The sequence below is a fragment of the Terriglobus sp. genome (assembly GCF_965201105.1).
Lineage (GTDB): Bacteria > Acidobacteriota > Terriglobia > Terriglobales > Acidobacteriaceae > Terriglobus.
Map to the genome: position 1 here is coordinate 1 of NZ_OZ241741.1, position 18640 is coordinate 18640.

General features: G+C 64.0%; 14 protein-coding genes. 9 read left to right on the forward strand and 5 right to left on the reverse strand.

The features are described 5' to 3' along the window. Positions 1-264: 264 nt before the first annotated feature. Positions 265-426: a hypothetical protein gene (locus ACOFKT_RS00005; protein WP_419805400.1), complete on the reverse strand. Its 162-nt coding sequence runs from the start codon at positions 424-426 to the stop codon at positions 265-267. A gap of 26 nt (positions 427-452) precedes the next feature. Between ACOFKT_RS00005 and mutL the strand changes: the two genes are divergently transcribed. The 6 genes from mutL (at position 453) to ACOFKT_RS00035 (ending at position 8031) form a co-directional block, all read left to right on the forward strand. Continuing rightward, positions 453-2765, forward strand: a complete 2313-nt coding sequence (gene mutL, locus ACOFKT_RS00010; RefSeq protein ID WP_419805401.1) for a DNA mismatch repair endonuclease MutL — start codon at positions 453-455, stop codon at positions 2763-2765. Positions 2766-3139: 374 nt separating this feature from the next. Beyond that, positions 3140-5974: a hypothetical protein gene (locus ACOFKT_RS00015; protein WP_419805402.1), complete on the forward strand. Its 2835-nt coding sequence runs from the start codon at positions 3140-3142 to the stop codon at positions 5972-5974. A 92-nt stretch (positions 5975-6066) separates the two neighbouring features. Then, positions 6067-6648, forward strand: a complete 582-nt coding sequence (locus ACOFKT_RS00020) for a hypothetical protein (protein WP_419805403.1) — start codon at positions 6067-6069, stop codon at positions 6646-6648. Positions 6649-6652: 4 nt separating this feature from the next. Continuing rightward, complete coding sequence (locus ACOFKT_RS00025; protein ID WP_419805404.1) at positions 6653-6853, forward strand: hypothetical protein; 201 nt, start codon at positions 6653-6655, stop codon at positions 6851-6853. A gap of 56 nt (positions 6854-6909) precedes the next feature. Further along, a complete protein-coding gene (cmk, locus tag ACOFKT_RS00030; protein ID WP_419805405.1) occupies positions 6910-7644 on the forward strand; it encodes a (d)CMP kinase in 735 nt (244 codons plus the stop codon). A gap of 186 nt (positions 7645-7830) precedes the next feature. Then, positions 7831-8031 (forward strand): cold-shock protein, encoded by a 201-nt coding sequence (locus ACOFKT_RS00035; RefSeq protein WP_419805406.1) that lies wholly within the window; start codon positions 7831-7833, stop codon positions 8029-8031. Positions 8032-8159: 128 nt separating this feature from the next. Here ACOFKT_RS00035 and ACOFKT_RS00040 read toward each other — a convergent pair whose 3' ends face one another. The 3 genes from ACOFKT_RS00040 to ACOFKT_RS00050 form a co-directional block, all read right to left on the reverse strand. Beyond that, positions 8160-9212: a ferritin-like domain-containing protein gene (locus ACOFKT_RS00040; protein ID WP_419805407.1), complete on the reverse strand. Its 1053-nt coding sequence runs from the start codon at positions 9210-9212 to the stop codon at positions 8160-8162. A gap of 14 nt (positions 9213-9226) precedes the next feature. Further along, on the reverse strand, positions 9227-10183 hold the full coding sequence (locus ACOFKT_RS00045; RefSeq protein WP_419805408.1) for a ferritin-like domain-containing protein: 957 nt from the start codon (positions 10181-10183) through the stop codon (positions 9227-9229). A gap of 297 nt (positions 10184-10480) precedes the next feature. Beyond that, positions 10481-14806, reverse strand: a complete 4326-nt coding sequence (locus ACOFKT_RS00050) for a DNRLRE domain-containing protein (protein WP_419805409.1) — start codon at positions 14804-14806, stop codon at positions 10481-10483. A gap of 202 nt (positions 14807-15008) precedes the next feature. Between ACOFKT_RS00050 and pgm the strand changes: the two genes are divergently transcribed. Genes pgm through ACOFKT_RS00065 form a run of 3 tightly spaced genes read left to right on the forward strand, consistent with a single transcriptional unit; the run spans position 15009 to position 17657 of the window. After that, positions 15009-16691, forward strand: a complete 1683-nt coding sequence (gene pgm / locus ACOFKT_RS00055; protein ID WP_419805410.1) for a phosphoglucomutase (alpha-D-glucose-1,6-bisphosphate-dependent) — start codon at positions 15009-15011, stop codon at positions 16689-16691. Positions 16692-16743: 52 nt separating this feature from the next. Further along, positions 16744-17157: an antitoxin Xre-like helix-turn-helix domain-containing protein gene (locus tag ACOFKT_RS00060; RefSeq protein WP_419805411.1), complete on the forward strand. Its 414-nt coding sequence runs from the start codon at positions 16744-16746 to the stop codon at positions 17155-17157. Continuing rightward, positions 17154-17657, forward strand: a complete 504-nt coding sequence (locus ACOFKT_RS00065) for an RES family NAD+ phosphorylase (RefSeq protein ID WP_419805412.1) — start codon at positions 17154-17156, stop codon at positions 17655-17657. Before ACOFKT_RS00060 ends, ACOFKT_RS00065 begins: the two co-directional genes overlap by 4 nt. Before the next feature lie 42 nt (positions 17658-17699). Here ACOFKT_RS00065 and ACOFKT_RS00070 read toward each other — a convergent pair whose 3' ends face one another. Next, positions 17700-18422, reverse strand: a complete 723-nt coding sequence (locus ACOFKT_RS00070) for a hypothetical protein (protein ID WP_419805413.1) — start codon at positions 18420-18422, stop codon at positions 17700-17702. Positions 18423-18640: the final 218 nt, after the last annotated feature.

Sequence of the window (18640 nt, forward strand, 5' to 3'; positions counted from 1 at the left end):
CTGCGGGATTCCAGCAGACGCGCATCATAACCGACACAAAGAATAAGAGGGGAAGTCTGCATGGGAATCTCCCGGGTAAACTTTCGTAAGTAACAAAAACAGCATCGCCCAATCGTTTTGTCCGGTTCCGTTCGCCATGTGACACACGCTTCTGTTTGCCGCGTCAAAAAACGCCTTGGTAGGCTATTGACAGCAACGGCATAAAACTATCCTGGGGGGGGGGTGCATCCTCTCGCCGGCGGACATCCAGTCGCTGAGCGACTCCTACATGTAGTTGCTCGGCTTCCGGCCTTCCAGAAAGGCGTTCTGCTTCTCCTGCAGCACGCGCGCCGCAATTTCGATCGCGAGCAGGTGCCCCTGCAACACACCGAGCTGCTCCGCTAGCGCGTCCGCGCCGTCCTTGCTCGCAGGATGTACATCGAGCATGCCGCTAGTCTTACTACAATCAATGCATGGGCCGCATCCGCGTACTTTCCGACCAGGTTGCGAACCAGATCGCCGCGGGCGAGGTCGTCGAGCGCCCCGCCTCCGTCGTCAAAGAGCTGCTTGAAAACTCGGTCGACGCCGGCGCCACCCGCATTCGTATTGAGGTGGAGGGCGGCGGCCGCAAGCTCATCCGCATCACCGACAATGGCTGCGGCATGGGCCGCGACGACGCTATGCTCGCCTTTGAGCGCCACGCCACTTCCAAACTGCGCTCCGCCGACGACCTGCTCCACATCTCCACGCTCGGCTTTCGCGGTGAGGCGCTGCCCTCCATCGCCTCCGTCGCCCGGGTCGAGATCGACACGCGCGCCGCTGAAGATGAAGTCGGGACCCGCATCGAGATCGTCGGCGGCAAGATGACCCGCGTCGAGGACGCAGGCGCTCCCGTCGGCACCTCCATCGCCATCCGCGATCTGTTCTTCAACGTGCCCGCGCGCAAGAAATTCCTCAAGTCCGAACCGACCGAACTCTCCCACGTCGCCGCGCTCGTCACGCACTACGCGCTCGCGCACCCTGAGAAGCACTTCGAGCTGCACACCAGCACCAATGCCTTGCTAGTTGCGCCCACAGTGCGCGATGCGAGCGAGCGGCTCTTCCAGGTGCTTGGCCATGACGTCTCGCGCGACATGCTGCCCTGCGCCGCCGAGATCGACTTCGCCCGCGCAGGCATCCCTGAACCGCCGCCGTGGAAGCGCGATGCCGACTACACACCACCCGAGCCGGGCTTCCTACGCGTGCGCGGCTTTGTCTCCAAACCCGAGCTGCAAAAGCTCAACCGCGGATCGATCTACGTCTTTGTGAACGGCCGCCAGGTCCGCGACCGTCTCGTCCTGCACGCGCTGACTGAGGCCTATCGCAACATCCTGCCGCCCACCTCGTTCCCGGTCGTCCTGCTTTTTCTGGAAATGCCGCCCGCCGAAGTCGACGTCAACGTACACCCCGCAAAGACGGAAGTGCGATTCCGTCAGTCCAGCTTCGTGCACGACTTTGTGCGCGACGCCGTGCGCAACACCGTCATGAAGGCGCGTCCCGCCGCCGGCTTTCTCACCGCGCTGGGAACCGCAGACGGCGCCGCGCCCAACCCCGCCCGTTCTGCCAGAACCTTTGGCGAACCCGCCCGGCCCGGCGACCCACAGGCCGGCGACAACCTGCTGAACGGCCGGGACGACGGCATCGAGCTCGACCCCATCCTGCGCGGCCCGGGCCCCGGCTCCGACGCCCCCTGGAGCGAGCACCAGGTCCGCGAAGCCCTGAACGCCGACGAACGCGAGCGCGCCGCCCGCGAACTCGCCCGCGTCAGCGACCCCGTTGACGTCAGCGACACTGACAGCTTCACCCTCACCGCCCGCCGCTCCGCACCCATCCCCGGTCGCCTCGCCTTCACCACCGATGCCAGTCCGCTCCCCGCCTCCGAATACGACCCCCTCCTCGGGATCAGTCACTTCCGATCCGAAACCGACGAAGAGGCGGCCACTGCTGAGGCTGCTCGCACAAGACTTCTTACGGACAAGCAAAACTCTGTCATTTCGACCGAAGGTCCCACAGCTTCACCGTGGGAACGCAGTGGAGAAACCCGCATTATTTCCGAAGCGGCAACGAACTTCACCACCGACCCACACCGCCACACCCACCTCCCGCCCGGCACCAGCACCCGTGCTCCACAAGCCGACCGCATCGAAGACACCGCCAACCTCAACGGCCTCGCGAACCTCCGCCCGCTCGGGCAGGTGCAAAACTCCTTCATCCTCGCCGTCAACGAAGAAGGTCTCTGGATCGTTGACCAGCACGTCGCCCACGAGCGCATCCTCTTCGAAAAAGTCATGCGCGAGCGCGAGACCGAACGCGTGCAGCGCCAACGCTTGCTCATGCCCATGCTCATCGACCTCGTCCCGGCGCAAATGGCGAACTTCGCTCTTATGTCCGACGAACTCACCCGCAACGGCTTCGAGGCGGAGCCCTTTGGCCCGCGCACCCTCGCCGTCAAAGCCGCCCCGGTCGGCCTCGAGGGTAAAGAACTCGAACTCGCCCTCGCCGAGCTGCTGCAAACCGACGACGACGCGCCCCAGGCCGACAACTACCAGGCGCGCCGCCGTCGCATCGCCGCCTCCATCGCCTGTCACGCCGCGGTCAAAATCAACATGCCGCTGGAACACAGCAAAATGCAGTGGCTGCTCGACGAACTCGGCAAAACCGAGAACCCCATGGCCTGCCCACACGGCCGTCCCATCGCCTTGCGGTATTCTCATAAAGAGATTCAGCGGGCCTTTCAGCGCATCTAACGTTTACCGGACCCACCCAGAAGCTGTGCGTGTGCCTTACGCATGCCTCATATCTGTCATTTCGACCGGAGTACCCACAGCTTCATCGTGGGTGCGCAGTGGAGAAAACTGTATTTTCCCGGCACGGGCAACAACGCCGGATCATAACGACTGAATCTCGTCCCGGCGGACTCCCGGGTCGGAAGACAACGTAGGACGGCTGGGAAGCCATCTGCTGCGCGCCTTCATCACACATCAGAACCGTACCGGCAGGCACGCCGCGGGTAGTCTCCGCTCCGTCCGACCTGCCCCGAACAGCCCGGCTACATCGCCCGGCACGCAGTTCCGGCAAGAGCCGGAATGCACATCCGGCAACGCCGGAACGAAAGGCACGCATGCCATCCCAGCAGAACATTACCGCACAGCAGCTCTCCCGCGCGCGCGAAGCGCAGTTTCACCGCAACGGCGAACCCCTGCAGACCACCGAAGCCATCCGCGAATGGATTGAATCTGCCGGCCTTCTGCCCGTCTACCCACTCGCGCAGTTTCAGGCACCCATGCCCAGCTTCGCCGAAGCAGTGCTCGGCCGCACCGAGAACAATTGGATTCCCAAGCCAAAGCGCAGCAGCGCTGCCACCGCAGTCCAGGACGAAGCAGACGAGGACACTGACGGCAGCGACGACGAGGCATACGAGTTCGCGGTCGAAGACGAAGAAGGCGATGAAGAGCCCGAAGAAGATTTCGCCCAGGACGGCGACGCCGACTCCATCGAGGACGATGCTGACGAAGACGAAGACGAAGACGAAGACGAAGACGAAGACGAAGACGTAGACGTAGACGGCGACACAGACGACGAGGACGAGGATGAGCCTCCGACCGCCGAAGGCGACGAAGCCATGCTCGCCGGAGACGGCAACATCCCAGCCGACCCCGAGACCATGCTCTCCGACGACGACGAGTTCGCCGAAGACGAAGGCGACGAGATTGCTGAGGAAGATCGCATCCACGCCGCGGGCGACCCCGTTCCAAACGACCTGCGGAGCAACGTTAGCGCTAACGATAAGGAAAACGGTGCAGGCGATTCCGAAAACGAGCCCGCCGCCGCACCCGTGAACGGCTTCTCGCCGGAGGAGCGCGAGACGGTGAACCGCGCCCTTGCCCGCCTCGTTGAGGACGGCACTGTCGTCCCGCTCAACCTGCTCGGCAACGCCACCGGCGAGCCGGATTACCTGGTTCCGGCGTCGGCCTTCTCGTTCGTCTACACGCTGCGTGGCGACAAGAATTGGAAGAATGAACCCGCGACCACCGGCCCCATGCGCGTCTCGCCGCTTGCGGTCAAGGTGTTTGCCCTGTTGAAGGAAAAGGGCGCGATGCCGCCGCACAAGCTGACCGGCCTGCTCGGGCAGGGCATCACCGACTCCGCCACCCTGCGCGCGCTGAATGAGTTGTGGTCCATCCAGCGCGTCATTCCATTGCCGGACGCCGACGGCGCGCCCGCGAAGTGGGAGCTGATCACCAGCAAATTCCTGAAACAGCTCAAGTCCGGCGCCAACGCAGGCCAGCCCACCGCGCTTTCCGCGCTGCTGTCGCTTTACTTGCACCAGGCGATTGCGGCCACGGGCGACGACATGGAGATCTTTCTTTCGCCGCTCGCCGCCCGCTCGCGCGTGCGTGAAGTCGTGCACGGCCTTTCTGCCACGCGCCAGCTCGACGAGATCGTCGTGGAGGGCAAGACCCTGCTCCACATCGCCGGCGAGTTTCCGGCCCTGCCCGCCGACAACGCGGCACCGGTTGCGGCCTCTGCTCCGCAGCGCTCGCGCTATGAGCAGGATGATCGCCGTGCCGACATGGCAGAGCGCCGCGAGCGCTCCGGCGGCCGCGACGATCGCCGTCCGCCCTCCGGCCGGGGCGACCATTCGTCATTCTCACGTGGCGACCGTCCGTCGTTCGGCGATCGTCCGCGCAAGCCGTTTGGCGAGCGCCGCAGCTTCGGCGCCGGCTCCGGTGAGCGTGAGCGCCGCCCCTTTCAGCGGAGCGAAAGCGGCGACCGCGCCGGGTTTGCCCCACGCGACCGTAGCGGCTTCGCTCCGCGCGACCGCGGTGGTTTTGCGCCTCGATCGACAAGTGAAGGCTCACAGCCGCGCGAGGGCAACAGCTACGCCCGGCCCTGGGATGACGAGCGCCCGCGCCGCACCGAGGGCGACAGCGAACGCCGGCCCTTTGCCCCCCGCGAAGGCGGCGAGCGCCGTCCCTACACACCGCGCGGCGACCGTGGTGGCTTCCAGCCGCGCGAAGGTGGCGAACGCCGCCCATTCACTCCACGTGGCGATGGCGAGCGCCGCCCGTTCACGCCCCGCGAAGGCGGTGAGCGCCGTCCATTCAGCCCACGCGAAGGTGGCGAACGTCGTCCGTTCACTCCCCGTGGCGATGGCGAACGCCGCCCATTCACCCCACGCGAAGGTGGCGAACGTCGTCCGTTCATTCCCCGTGAAGGCGGTGAGCGCCGTCCGTTCACACCCCGCGAAGGTGGCGAACGTCGTCCGTTCACTCCCCGTGGCGATGGCGAACGCCGCCCATTCACCCCACGCGAAGGTGGCGAACGTCGTCCGTTCATTCCCCGTGAAGGCGGTGAGCGCCGTCCATTCAGCCCACGCGAAGGCGGTGAGCGCCGTCCATTCAGCCCACGCGAAGGTGGCGAACGTCGTCCGTTTACTCCCCGTGGCGACGGCGAGCGCCGCCCGTTCACACCTCGTGGCGATGGTGAGCGTCGTCCGTTCGCACCCCGTGAAGGCGGTGAGCGCCGGCCGTTCACACCCCGCGAAGGTGGTGAGCGTCGTCCGTTCGCACCCCGTGAAGGCGGTGAGCGCCGTCCATTCACTCCCCGTGGCGATGGTGAGCGCCGACCATTTACCCCACGTGAAGGGGGACGCGGCGGCGATCGCCCAGCCTTTGGCGGACGGCCGCGCTTTGGTGGTGGCGGTGGAAGCGGCGGCTTCGGCGGCGATCGCAAGCGATTCAGTGGCGAACCCGGCGAGGGCCGCCCGAATTTCCAGTCCGGCGCACACTCCGCAGGCCCGGGTGGCGCCAAGTTCGGCGGCTCCGGCTTTGGCCGCGATCGTGGCGGCAAGGGCGCTCCGGGCATGTTCGGAAAGCCGGGCTTTAAGCCTTCCTTCCGCGGTCCGGGCTCCGGCCCTGCCCGCGGCGGTGCTCCCAAACGCCGCTCGGACTAGGCCGGCGCTTTGGTCCGGGCACATCGCCTGAGGAAAAAGCCGGGAATACCATGGTGCGCATACACTGCGAACGCAGTCCCAAGGAGCGCACCATGGTTCTCCGGCCCTCGTTTGTCCGACTTTGCCTTCCGCTCTGCTTGCTGATTCCGGCGGCGCTTCCTGCGCAACAGGGCGACGGCGGCATGACCGTGACCAACGATGGCGGCGGCGAGACGATTCTGCAGAGCATCGCCGTGCCGCCCATGCCAGGCGCGCCGTTCAGCCTCATGTTGAGCACGGAGTGGGCGCGATCCATGACGAATGGAGGCACCTTCACCACCGTGAACTCCCGCACCATCAAGCGTGACAGCATGGGCCGCATCTACGAAGAACGCGTTCTGATGGTGCCCAAGGGTTCGAAAATTCCGCTGATCACCAACCTGATCCAGATCGAGGATCCGGTCGCGCTCACCTATACGGAATGCTGGACGCGGACGAAAACCTGCAATCTGCGCAAGCTGGTCATGACCTCACTGAGCCGCTATCAGCCGAGCCTCTTCCAGTCCGGCCCCCTCGCGGGTGGCAAGGCGTATCGTCTGCACGAGGATCTTGGTGTGGACGATCTTCTCGGCGTTTCCGTTCACCGCTATCGCGATATGACGACCGTACAAACCGGGCGTGATGGGCAACGATAAACTCATGATTACCCTGCGCGAGTTTTCGTACAGCAAGGATCTCGGACTGAACCTGCGCTCCGTGGTAGACGCACCGTCCATCGGCCGCCAGACCTTTACCGTGACCGAAATCAACCGGACCGACCCGGAGCCGAAGTGGTTCGCAACTCCGGAGGGCTACACCGTCCGCGATTTGCGGGAATCGACACCGCCGGCACGTGACTAAATCACGCATGACTGAATCGCGCGTGCACGGTGCATCGGGTGCGGCACAATGGGAACATGCCCTCCGCTTCCGACGCGTCTGATTCCTCGCCCGAACCACATCCGCTGATCGTTGCCATCGACGGACCGGCCGGAGCGGGTAAGAGCACGGTTGCGGCGCACCTGGCCCGACGCTTCGGCCTGCTCAACCTGGAGACGGGCGCCATGTACCGCGCGCTTGCCCTGAAAGCCGTCGAGCAGGGCACGCCCGTCGATGACGCGGCCGCCGTCACGACATTGACGGAGACAACGCGGATTGTGCTGGAACCAGGGAACAACGGTAACCGCGTCCTGCTGGATGGCCGCGACGTGACCGCACTCTTGCGCGATCCGGCGGTCACTGCCGCCGCTTCTCGCGTGAGCGTGCATCCGAAGGTGCGGCATTGGATGGTTACCGCCCAACGCGCCATGGGACAGGCGGCACCGTCGGGTGTCGTGATGGAAGGCCGCGATATCGGCACCGTCGTCTTTCCGAATGCCACGGTCAAGATCTTTCTAGACGCCTCGGTTGAAGCGCGTGGCGGCCGCCGCTTTCTGCAAACTGCCGGAAGCGCAGTCGCCGAGGACCGCGTCGCCATCACCCGCGAGATTGCCGCGCGCGACGATCGCGATCGCAGTCGCGAAGCCAGCCCATTGCATCCGGCCGATGACGCCATCCGCATCGACACTACTAGCATGTCGTTGGATGAGGTGCTCGCGTGTGCGACCGAATTCGTGCAAGCGGCCGTGAGCCGGGCCGGCAAGTACGCCTGACGAACGCGAGTAGTGCGGCTGCGCGCGTCCGTGAAATCCGGCGCGATACCTCAGCAAACGACGTATTGCGGCGCACCCCTGTGCTACAGTAGCGGCAATCGCGCAGAGAAGCTTTGGAAAACACCGGCATCGTTTCGCCGGCACGGCTTCGTTTCTGCCGTTCACATCATTCCCAAGGGGAAGACAATGGAACAGGGCACGGTGAAGTGGTTCAACGACGCAAAGGGATTTGGTTTTGTCAGCCGGCAGAACGGCGAGGACGTCTTCGTGCACTACTCGGCCATCAACTCAACGGGCTTCAAGAGCCTTCAGGAAGGCCAGGCCGTGCAGTTCAATGTGATCAAGGGGCCTAAGGGCTGGCAGGCATCGGACGTGCAGCCGATGTAAGCGCATTAGACCTGGGCACATTGAATTGAGCCGGCGGCGTTCTTTCTTCGATGAAGCGTGTCAAGGCAACCAGCAAAAGCAAAACGGGCAAGCCCCATGTGGACCTGCCCGTTCTGGTTGTGATGAAGTTAGCTGATATCGCCGTTGAGGCCGTTCGGGAAGAATCCGCCTTTGACGCCTGTCGCACTCGCGTACACGATGTTCAGCACCTGCTGCACAGTGCGTGCGAACGCCACATAGTAGTTGTAGGTGACCGTTGACGACCCTGCGGCCGTCACTTTGCCTGCATCCAGAATCGTAGAGGCAGTGGCGGATGTGCCGTTCAGCGGAACGGAGATCGTCGTCAGACCGAAATCGTCCTGGCCGGTCAAGCCTACGGCATCCGTGGGCACCGTGCCCTTGGTGCCGTCCAGCGTTGCCCGCAGGTTGCTGATGCTGGTTGCGGTCGGTGCCACACCGCCGATCGACAGTGTCGTTCCGGGAATAGTCAACGCACCCTGATCCAGGCCGTAGAGCGTCGAGCGGATCAGGCCAGCGTGGTAGGCCTCCACCGCATGAATCTCGACTGCCGGAGTCAGGTACTGCTTCGTCTGCGCCAGGAACGCGGCACCGCCGTGGTAAGCCGTCACGCCCACATCTTCGAAGATATACGCGCCGTACAGAAAGGTGAGGTCGTTCAGGAACGGGTCGAAGTTGGCGACTGGCGGCGTCAGCGCATTGCCCAGGCCAACAAAGCTGGTCTGCAGGTCGAGGTTAGGCTGAGCCACGGCACCGCCGGCGAGGGCGCCACGCAGAAAGTTCACGTGGTTGCGTTCTTCGCGCGCCGTTTCAATGGCGTAAGCCTGGATCGACTTGTTCGCAAATGTGACCTTGGCGTTGGCCTTCACCTTGACGGTGCCGCCGCCGGTCGCAGCCGTGCCTGCGCCGGTGCCGATGGCGCCGCCCAGGGTTGACTTATCCGCGGTTACACCTTCCACGGCAAGCGTATAGAACTGCGCTTCCAGGTATTCCAGGTTCAGCGCGAAGTTCAACACCTGCGCATCGGTCGGAGCGGCAGGAACTGCGGCGTTGGCGACTTTTTCGCCTACCGCAGCTGCTGCCGCAAGCGCACCCACTCCCTTGAGCAGAGTACGGCGGCTGGCAATGATGGAATCTAGCTTTTGTGTTTCAAGAGTAGCCATGGTATCTCCGGGAATTAAGCTGCTGTGGCTTTGATGTTGCCGTTTACGCCGCTGGGGAAGAATCCACCCTTGCTGACGACACCGGCGGGAGCGCCGTACACGATGTGCAGGACCTGATCCGTGGTACGCGCAAAGCCCAGTGAATTGGTGCTGTCCGCCGCGACAATGGTGCTGGCCGAGACCGCACCGGTCGAGCTGATGCCCGGGGTCAGGATGGTTTCGTTGCCGCCGCCAACTGAGGCGCGCACGCCCTGAATCGCCGCAAACTGCGACAGTGCCGTGGACGAGCCAGTCATTGCCGCGGTTCCCGCGATGATGGCGCGCACGGTGGCCGCATGATATGCCTCGGCTGCCTGAATGCCGGCTGCCGCGGACAGGATCGTCGCGTTGGTGAGCAAGCTGGCCGCACCGGTGTACGCCGTCACGCCCACATCTTCAAATGTGGCTGCACCGACGAAGAAGTTGATTTCGTTCGCGAACGGATCGAAGGAGCTGCCGATCATGGCCAGCGATGCGACGGCATTGAACGAGTTCATCAGGTCGATCGCGGGCGCGGCAACAGGCGTTCCGCCCAGCAACTTGACGGCCGCCTGCAGAATGCGCACGTGCTGCAGTTCCGTCTGCGCCAGCTCCGCAGCAATCTGCATGGTGAAGTTGTTCGTGAACGTCACCTTGGAGCCGCTCTTTACGGTGACCGCACCTGCTCCTGACAGCTGATCCGCCGCGGGAATGCCCGCGCCCGTCACTGCCCGCAGGTAGTACTCGGCTTCCAGGTACTCCAGGTTGAGTGCGAAGTTCAGTACGTCTACATCGGAAACCGCGGTCGCAGGCGGTGTGGTCGGCACCGGTACGGTCGCGGTGGTTCCGCCGCCGCAGCCGGTCAGGGTTGCCGCTGTAGCTACGCCGGCACTGGCAAGGAAGCCACGCCGCGAAAGCGCCTTGTTGACGATTTGTTTAGTGAGTTGATCCATACGGGGACTCCTGTGCAAGTGGAACGTTTGAGTAAGCCATGATGCGGAAGAATGCTGGGCGGTAGAGAACGGGGATTAGGAAGCCATCTCCGATGATTGAGTTGCGTGGAACCTAAATAATGTGGAGCGCATGAAAGTTTGTGTTGAGTGGTTCAATATGACGGACTCTCTTCCCCGCAAACAGCAACACATCGCACAGACTTTCCTGCCCAGAGAACGTTGCTGGAACCGAATTGGATTGTCAAGAAACGTTTGTGCGCTGCGAAATACCATTTTGGTCATTGACATTGCACCGGATCAGTTGCATGTAAACAGCGTGTAGAGATAACTGCTGCCGGTCGCTCCAACGGCACGCATGTCGACGAACTTGCCTCCCAGGTCAATGGCGGGACTGAAATTGCAGGTGGAAGCACCTGCCGCGATGTTGCTGCAGGCACCGGCTGTACTGATGACGCTTACCGGGCTGGCACCCACCCGCATCTCCAGCACTGGTCCCCGGCCCCCCGTGTTGTAGAGCGTTACGGAGCTGACGGTACAACTGCCCGGCATCAGCGTCATTAATGCGGGGCTGTCGGCTGAGAGCGTGTTGCTGCTGCCCACGGAGTAGTACTGCACGCCGTTGTCACTGGGGAGCAGAGCGTGCGTCGCGGTGAAGATTCTGCCGTTGGCACCCGAGCCGGACCCGCCGCTGCCGGAGGCTCCGGTAGCGCCCTGCGGGATCGTGAAGCTGAGCGTGTTCGCCGTGCCGTTCGTGGCAAGCGTGACGGCGGCGCCGGTGCCGGGGGCTCCCGTGGTCACGCTGCCGATGGCAAACGTCGGGGTGGTGCCCGTGGGACCGGTCGCGCCGGCCGCAGCCAGTAGCGCCCAGGCATTGATGCTGAAGGCGGAGCCGGTTGGAGCGGTCGCCTGGTTGGCGGCGATGGCGATGTAGGCCGAACCGGCATAGCTGACCGCATCGTTTACGGCATACATCCCGTTGCTCTGCCAGGCGCCCTTCCAGGTCAGCCCGGCTGGGCCTGTCGCGCCAGCGGCACCCTGCGGCAGGACGAAATTGAGCTTCGCCGCAGTGCTCGTGCCTACATTGGTCACGCTTGCGGTACTTCCATTGCTCACCGTGCCGATGGTGACCGTGGCGGCGCCGTTGGCTCCGGTGGCACCCTGCGCCGCCAGCAGCGCCCAGTTGCCGCCGCCGGTCTGCAGGTCCGTGCCCGGATTGGTCAGGTTGTTGGCCGTGAGGGAAACGTACGAGGAGCCGTCCAGCGACACGCCATCGCCTTTGCCATAGCCCGTTCCCAATGCCCATGCGCCGCGGAAATTGACCCCGGCCGGACCTGCCGGTCCAGTTGCGCCTGGATCGCCTTTCGGCAGCACGAAATCCAGCACCGCTGCCTGGGCTGTTCCGGCATTGGTGATGGAGGCAGTGGCGCCGCTGGTGACGTTACGCACCGCAATGGTGGCTGCGGTGCCGGGTGCGCCGTTGCTGCCGTTCGCCCCAGGTGTGCCGTTGCTGCCGGCAAGCGCCAGGGGCACCCACTGGGTGACTCCGGCTGCGCCCGGCGTGTTGCCGGTGTTACCCGCGGCAAGGGAAACATAGCTGCCGCCGTTGTAGCTGACAGCGTCTCGCGTGCCGTACGTGGTGGTGGAGTTGTAAGCTCCCAGCCAGGTCAGACCCGGTGCGCCCTGCGGTCCCGCGCTGCCGGCCGGACCGGTTGCGCCGGTGTCACCCTTGCTGCCGGCTGCGCCTGTTGCTCCCGTCGCTCCGGTCACACCGGCTTGCGCCAGCAGCGACCATTGGGGCGCGCTGCCGGGTGGGGTGCCGCTGGTCGCGGCAGTGGCGATCCACGATGAGCCGCTGTACGAAACCGCGTCGCCGGTTACGTAAGCGCTAACGCTGCTCCAGGGGCCGCGAAAGGCGACCGGAGCCCCTTGCAGCCCCTGCGGGCCGGCTTGACCGGTTGCGCCGATGTCGCCTCTGTCACCCTTGGGTCCTGCGGGACCGGTGCTGCCCATCGCGCCCTGCGGTCCGGTTGCGCCCACGGTGCCAGGTGCGGCGAGCTGTACCCAATCGAGCGTCGTTCCCGGCGTATTGCCGTGGTTGCCGGCGGTGAGCGAAAGCCATGTGCCTCCGCCGAATGTAACGCCATCGTGCAGGGCGTAGTTGCGCGTGGCGTCGTAGCTGCCCTGGAAGAGCATACCCGGTTCGCCCTGTAGTCCCATCGCGCCTTGCAAACCCTGCGGTCCCTGCGCACCGGTTGCGCCAGTGTCTCCCTTGTTGCCTTGCGGGCCGATGTCACCCTGGGGACCCTGCGGCCCGATTGCACCTTGCGCCGCCAGCAAAACCCAGTCCGTGGTGGTTCCGGGCGTGTTGCCGTGATTGCCTGCGGTAGCGGAAAGCCAGCTTTGTCCCTGCCAGGTGACCGCATCGTTCAACGCATAATTCGTGGCCGAGGTGTAGCCGCCGCGCCAGGTGATGCCGACGGGGCCGGGAACGCCTTGCGCGCCGGCAGGCCCGGTCGCGCCCTGCGGTCCTTGCGCGCCGTCGCGGCCGGGCACACCCTGCGGTCCGTTGGAGCCGATCGGTCCGGTCGGCCCCTGTTGACCCGCCGGTCCCATGGACCCGGGCAGGCCCTGGAGTCCCTGCGGGCCGGTCTCGCCCGCGTCTCCCTTATCGCCTTTGAGGCCGGTGCTGGTCAGCAGGCCCCACTGTTGCGGCGACTGGTCCGGCGTGTTGCCATGATTGCTGTCGGCCAGTGACGCCCACGAACTGCCCTGCCACAGCACCACGTCACCGCTGTTGTAATTCGTGGCGGACTGGTACGCGCCTTGGTACACGAAGCCCGGCCGCCCGGTTGCGCCGGTTACGCCGCGCAGCCCCTGCGGGCCGGTATCGCCGGGGAAGCCCCGCTCACCTTGCGGCCCGGTTGCGCCGGTGTCGCCCTTTGCGCCAGGCACGCCCTGAATGCCAACCGCGGCGGGAACGAGGGCGGCCCACGCATTCGGCGACTGGTCGGGAGTATTTCCGTGATTGCTGTCGATCGTGGAGATCCACGCTGACGAATGCCAGCTGACGACGTCGTTGATGGCGTAGTTGGTGCCCGACACGTAATTGCCCTGGTACGCCAGGTTCTTCGTTACGACGGGAGCGGAGGTGCCGCCCGATCCGGCTGCCGGCACTAGTACTGCCCAGTTGCGAGCCGACTGGTCGGGCGTGTTGCCCGCGTTCGAGGCGGAGATGGAGACCCAGGCCGCGGCCTGCCAGGTCACGACGTCGTTCAGGCCGTAGTTGGTGGTGGAGGCGTACACGCCCTTGTAGCTGAGCGATGGCGTTGCCGCAGGTGTGGAACCACCGCCAGTGGAGGCCGGCGCGGGCACCAGCACCGCCCAGTATGCGGGAGCAGCATCCGGCGTGTTGCCGCGATTCGTGGCGGCGATGGACACCCATGCTCCGTTGGCCCAGGTCACCACGTCATTCAGGCCGTAGCTGGCAGCCGCAGTGTACCCGCCTTTGTAGCTGAGGCTTGGAGTAGACGGACCAGCAGGTGTGGTCGGCGTAGAAGCTGGCGCGGGCACCAGCACCGCCCAGTACGCGCCGCCGTCCAGCGGTGTATTGCCTATGTTGCTGCTTACCAGCGAGACCCAGGCCGCGCTGTTGTAAGTAACGACCTCGTTGGCTGCGTAGATGGAGCCGCCGTTGAAGGTGCCTTTATAGACCAGGCCGACAGCGGTGCCCCCTGGCCCGGACGTCGGTGTTCCTGTGCTGGCCGGAGACGGGGCAGGCACCAGCACACCCCATTGCGGAGAGGTGGCGGCGGGTGCGTTGCCGGCGTTGTTGTCCTGCAGTGACACCCACGCGCCGCCGCCATAAGTGACCACGTCACTGGTGGCATAGGTGAAAGCACTGCGGAACGCGCCGCGGTAGGTGAGGCCACCAGGATCGCCCTTGGGGCCTTGTGGTCCCGCAGTGCCGGGTATGCCTTGCAAACCGGCGAGCCCCTGAGGCCCTGTCGGCCCTGCTGGTCCGGCAGGGCCGGCAGGACCTTGCGGCCCGGGTGTACCGGCGGCGGCGAGCATGGTTACGTCCAGTGTGGCGGGGTGTGCCGTGGTGTCGCTTTCCTTGCTGTCGAGCACCAGATCGGCGTCAGTCGTGGTCAGCGCGAAGCCGAAGTTCGCGCCGGGCGTGGCGGCCCACTGCTTCACCAGGGCGGTTACGTCGAACGCGACAAACTGACCTTCGGCGTTAGCGGACTCCGAGTCGATCGCGCTGCCAGCCTGCGGCAGGGTTTGAAAGGTGACGGCACTCTCGCGCCAGTCGCTGCGGACGGCCGCTACCGCCAGCGTGCCGGGCGCGTTGACCCGATTCACATAGACACGCAGCACCGCCCGGCCGATCGTTGCGGCAGTCGCGTCCGGCGGAAGCGCCGCCAGGTCGAACCGCAGCAGAGCGGTGCTATTGCCGTTCACGTAGAGGTTGGTGAGCGAGCCGTAGTTGGTGGACGGCCGTTGCGAAGTCACGTAGCTGTCGGCGAGCAGCGTCGACTGTGCGGCTAAGGCGCACGTTGGAAGCGCCGCTGCCGTGACAGCACACGCGGTGATCCAGATTCTGTTGTGACGCGACCGCTTCATCCGTTCTCTTGGGAACGAACACAGACGGAATACCGAAGCGCACGTGAGACCGGATCAGGTCGTGGAGCTCACTGGACGCGACGAACCAAGGGAGAACGCAATTGTAACGATTTCAGGGCAGCGAAGGTTATCCCATGTTGGTAGCATCAAGGTCGCAGAGCGTGCGGCAACGTAGACTGCCGCTCTCTTGAGAGACTTCACGATGAGCGTCGATCCGAAAGCGGGCCACCTGCCCGATCCGCAGTCCTTGGTTGATCTGTCCCGTTTGGTTTCGGCCTACTACACGCTGCACCCTGACCCGGCGAACCCGGCTGAGGCAGTCAGCTTTGGCACCAGCGGCCATCGCGGGTCCAGCCTGAAGTCGGCGTTCAATGAGGATCACATCCTCGCCATCACGCAGGCGATCGTGGAGTATCGCGAGGAGAAGGGCATTACCGGCCCGCTGTTTGTGGCCATGGACACGCACGCGCTGAGCGAGCCGGCGTTTCGCAGCGCGCTGGAGGTGCTGGCGGCGCATGGTGTGGAAACGCGCATCGACAACGGGGCAGGCCTGCCCGCCGGGTCGAACACTGAGGGCGGCAGCTACGGTTACACACCGACGCCGGCGCTTTCGCACGCCATTCTGAACTACAACGGGGGCCGCAGAAACGGGTTTGCTGACGGCGTTGTGATTACGCCGAGTCATAATCCGCCCGAGGATGGTGGTTTCAAGTACAACCCGCCCAATGGCGGCCCGGCTGACACCGATGTGACCAAGGCGGTGCAGGACCGGGCGAACCAGATACTGCGGGACAAGCTGAAGGATGTGAAGCGCGTGCCGTTTGCGCAGGCGCTGAAAGCCGAGGCGACGCGGACCCATGATTATGTGGGCGAGTATGTGGGCGACCTGAAGCTGGTTCTCGACATGGAAGCGATCGCGGGCAGTGGTTTGAAGCTTGCGGTCGATCCGCTGGGTGGCGCGGGCGTGGCGTTCTGGCCGCGCATCGCGGAAGAGTACAAGCTGCCGCTCACGGTGCTGTCGACCTTGGTGGACGCGACCTTCCGCTTCATGCACATTGATTGGGACGGCAAGATCCGCATGGACTGCTCATCGCCGTACGCGATGGCCGGCATGATCCAGAACAAGGACAAGTTTGACGTGAGCTGGGCGTGCGACACGGACCACGACCGCCATGGCGTGGTGGCGAAGTCTGTCGGGCTGCTGAATCCGAACCACTATCTGTCGGTCGCGATCGAATACCTGTTCCAGAACCGGTCGGAGTGGTCGAAGGACGCGGCGGTGGGGAAGACGCTGGTGTCTTCGAGCATGATCGACCGCGTCGCCGGGGGCATCGGGCGCAAGGTGCTGGAAGTGCCGGTCGGCTTCAAATGGTTTGTGACCGGGTTGAGCGATGGCTCGCTTGGCTTTGGTGGCGAGGAGTCGGCGGGCGCGTCCTTTCTGACGATTGCGGGCAAGTCCTGGTCGACCGACAAGGACGGCCCGATCATGGGTCTGCTGGCTGCGGAGATGACGGCGCGTACGGGAAAAGATCCGGGCGAACTGTATCAGGCGCTGACGTCGAAATACGGGACGCCGGCCTACCAGCGTATCGATGCGGCCGCGACCAAGGAGCAGAAGGCGAAGCTCGCAAAGCTGTCACCCGAGCAGGTGACGACGAAGGAGCTGGCCGGCGAGCCGATTACGCAGGTGCTGACCAACGCTCCCGGCAACGGTGCGGCCATCGGCGGTCTGAAGGTGGCAACAGCGAATGGCTGGTTCGCGGCTCGGCCCTCGGGCACTGAGGACGTGTACAAAATCTACGCTGAAAGCTTCCAGGGAGAGGAGCACCTGAGGCAGATCCAGGACGAGGCGAAGGCACTGGTGGATGCGGCGCTGAAGAGCTAAGGTGGACAGTATGCCGCATGGATGTATGGCATACTGTCCTTGAGGTGGTGCAATGGGCGCACTTGCCGTTTACTTTCCGTATCTTGGTTCCGTTCCCAGCAGCGACTTCCACCTAGGCCAGCAAACGCAACAAGGCTTAACGCTGGACGGTTTAGAAAAACTGAAACAGGCTGGGTTTACCTCTTCTGAGATCAGTGACGTTATCATCCCAGCGCGGACCTTAAAACACCGCAGGGCAAAGCAGCAAAGGCTCTCCCCAGAAGAAAGCGAACGACTGCTGCGCGTAGTGCGAGTGCTTGCTTTTGCAGACCGCGTCTTTGGCGAACATGAGAAGGCGATGCGGTGGCTACGCCGGCCATCCAGCCGGCTTGAGGACACAAGTCCACTGTCGAATTTGCGGACCGAAGCAGGGACTCGGTTCGTGGAAGGCATGCTCTGGTCAATCAGCGAGAATCTGTATCAGTGACCCAGAGAGAAAGCGGGCGTGGATCCGGTTCACTGCTTCATCTTTGGCGCATCAGCGAACACTCGAACTTGTCGGGTTTGGGCGCTGAGTTTTCCAGCGCTCGATGGCATACGGAAGCTGAAGGCAAGCGTCTTGTCTACCTTTCGGAGGCAACTGCGTCTGCCATCCTCGAAGTATTGGTAAATCTGGAGGCTGAAGAAGGAGACTTCCCGTCGACTTACCAGCTACTTGGCGTAAGCACTCTGCGCCCGCTCAAAGTTTTATCCATTGAGCGGAATGCGCACACGGACGAAGATCTACCTGCAAAGGAAGAGACCCAGGCTTTGGGTGACGCCTGGTTAGCATCTGGCGAAAGTGCGCTCGCCCGTGTTCCGGCGGCCGTGGCGCCGTATACGTGGAATTATCTGCTGAACCCTAAGCACCCTGACGCTGCGCACGTGAAGATTACGTCGCAGCGCCGGTTGCCATTTGATCCGAGGCTATTTCATGTTCGTTCGTAGCACCTACGAACTGTTGGAGCCGCAGGGTTGAGGCAAGATCTATCAGGACGCTTTCGCGTCCTGATAGTGACCGATGTGCTGGTAAATTTCCTGCGGAAATCTCAGGTTGCGGTACAGGTTGCCGCTGTCCGGATCGTCTGGGTCGATGAACTGGAATTCCTGTTCGCTCTGCCATTCCAGTAAGCGCTCGCGGCGCGGCGGGGTGTAGTCGCGGCCCTCTACCTGGTGCAGCATCTGCTGTGCCTGGTCTTCGCTGAAATCCTTGTCTTTGGTCAGCCACGCGACGACTTCTGCATGAGGCAGAAAGTGCCGGGCGACCATGCTGAAGACGAGGCGGCCGTAGTGGCCGACGTCCGTACCGGCGTCCAGCGAGTCAAGCAGGTGGGCCATCATCGGGTCTTTGCGAAGTTCGTCGACACCGCCACCCTCGGCCATGGCGCGGTTGGCGGAGCCGCGATCGTACACCGGCGCACCTTGTGAGCCTTCTGGTGCGTTGGCGGCGGTGCTGGGGCTCGGCGGCTGCTTCAGATTGTCCGTGGAAACGGCGCGAGATTCGGTCCCCTCCTGGGGATTCGATTGGTGACGCTCAACCTGTGCCGCCGGTGCGCTGCTGGCCGGCGTTGCCGCCGGATGTTCTCGTTGCTGCGTCTTCAGCTTGGCTAACTCCGCTTCAGCACGCTCCGCGCGGTCGGTCGCCTCGCGCAGTGCATTGCCGGCTTCATCGGTCAGTACCGGCTGGTCAAGTTCGACGGTGCGTTCGCTCATACGTAGCTGCCTCTCTGAATCTATTCTTCGCTTTTTCTTCGCTTTAGGAGTAGACGGCGGAAAGCCCTGCCGCGTTGGCTGGCTCCACAAAGTGAGATGGTGTGTGCAGGGCCGGAGGGTACGAGACTGGCACTGTTTCTGTATGACCGATAAGCGAACGGAGCGGTTTGCGCCCGCGACACTCGGGATCGGCCCAGGCTGTCACTCTTCGAGACCGA

Bases quoted from the DNA above. Each gene is read 5' to 3' on its own strand.
- ACOFKT_RS00005 (WP_419805400.1), bottom strand. From the start codon at position 426: ATGCTCGATGTACATCCTGCGAGCAAGGACGGCGCGGACGCGCTAGCG.
- mutL (WP_419805401.1), top strand. From the start codon at position 453: ATGGGCCGCATCCGCGTACTTTCCGACCAGGTTGCGAACCAGATCGCC.
- ACOFKT_RS00015 (WP_419805402.1), top strand. From the start codon at position 3,140: ATGCCATCCCAGCAGAACATTACCGCACAGCAGCTCTCCCGCGCGCGC.
- ACOFKT_RS00020 (WP_419805403.1), top strand. From the start codon at position 6,067: ATGGTTCTCCGGCCCTCGTTTGTCCGACTTTGCCTTCCGCTCTGCTTG.
- ACOFKT_RS00025 (WP_419805404.1), top strand. From the start codon at position 6,653: ATGATTACCCTGCGCGAGTTTTCGTACAGCAAGGATCTCGGACTGAAC.
- cmk (WP_419805405.1), top strand. From the start codon at position 6,910: ATGCCCTCCGCTTCCGACGCGTCTGATTCCTCGCCCGAACCACATCCG.
- ACOFKT_RS00035 (WP_419805406.1), top strand. From the start codon at position 7,831: ATGGAACAGGGCACGGTGAAGTGGTTCAACGACGCAAAGGGATTTGGT.
- ACOFKT_RS00040 (WP_419805407.1), bottom strand. From the start codon at position 9,212: ATGGCTACTCTTGAAACACAAAAGCTAGATTCCATCATTGCCAGCCGC.
- ACOFKT_RS00045 (WP_419805408.1), bottom strand. From the start codon at position 10,183: ATGGATCAACTCACTAAACAAATCGTCAACAAGGCGCTTTCGCGGCGT.
- ACOFKT_RS00050 (WP_419805409.1), bottom strand. From the start codon at position 14,806: ATGAAGCGGTCGCGTCACAACAGAATCTGGATCACCGCGTGTGCTGTC.
- pgm (WP_419805410.1), top strand. From the start codon at position 15,009: ATGAGCGTCGATCCGAAAGCGGGCCACCTGCCCGATCCGCAGTCCTTG.
- ACOFKT_RS00060 (WP_419805411.1), top strand. From the start codon at position 16,744: ATGGGCGCACTTGCCGTTTACTTTCCGTATCTTGGTTCCGTTCCCAGC.
- ACOFKT_RS00070 (WP_419805413.1), bottom strand. From the start codon at position 18,422: ATGAGCGAACGCACCGTCGAACTTGACCAGCCGGTACTGACCGATGAA.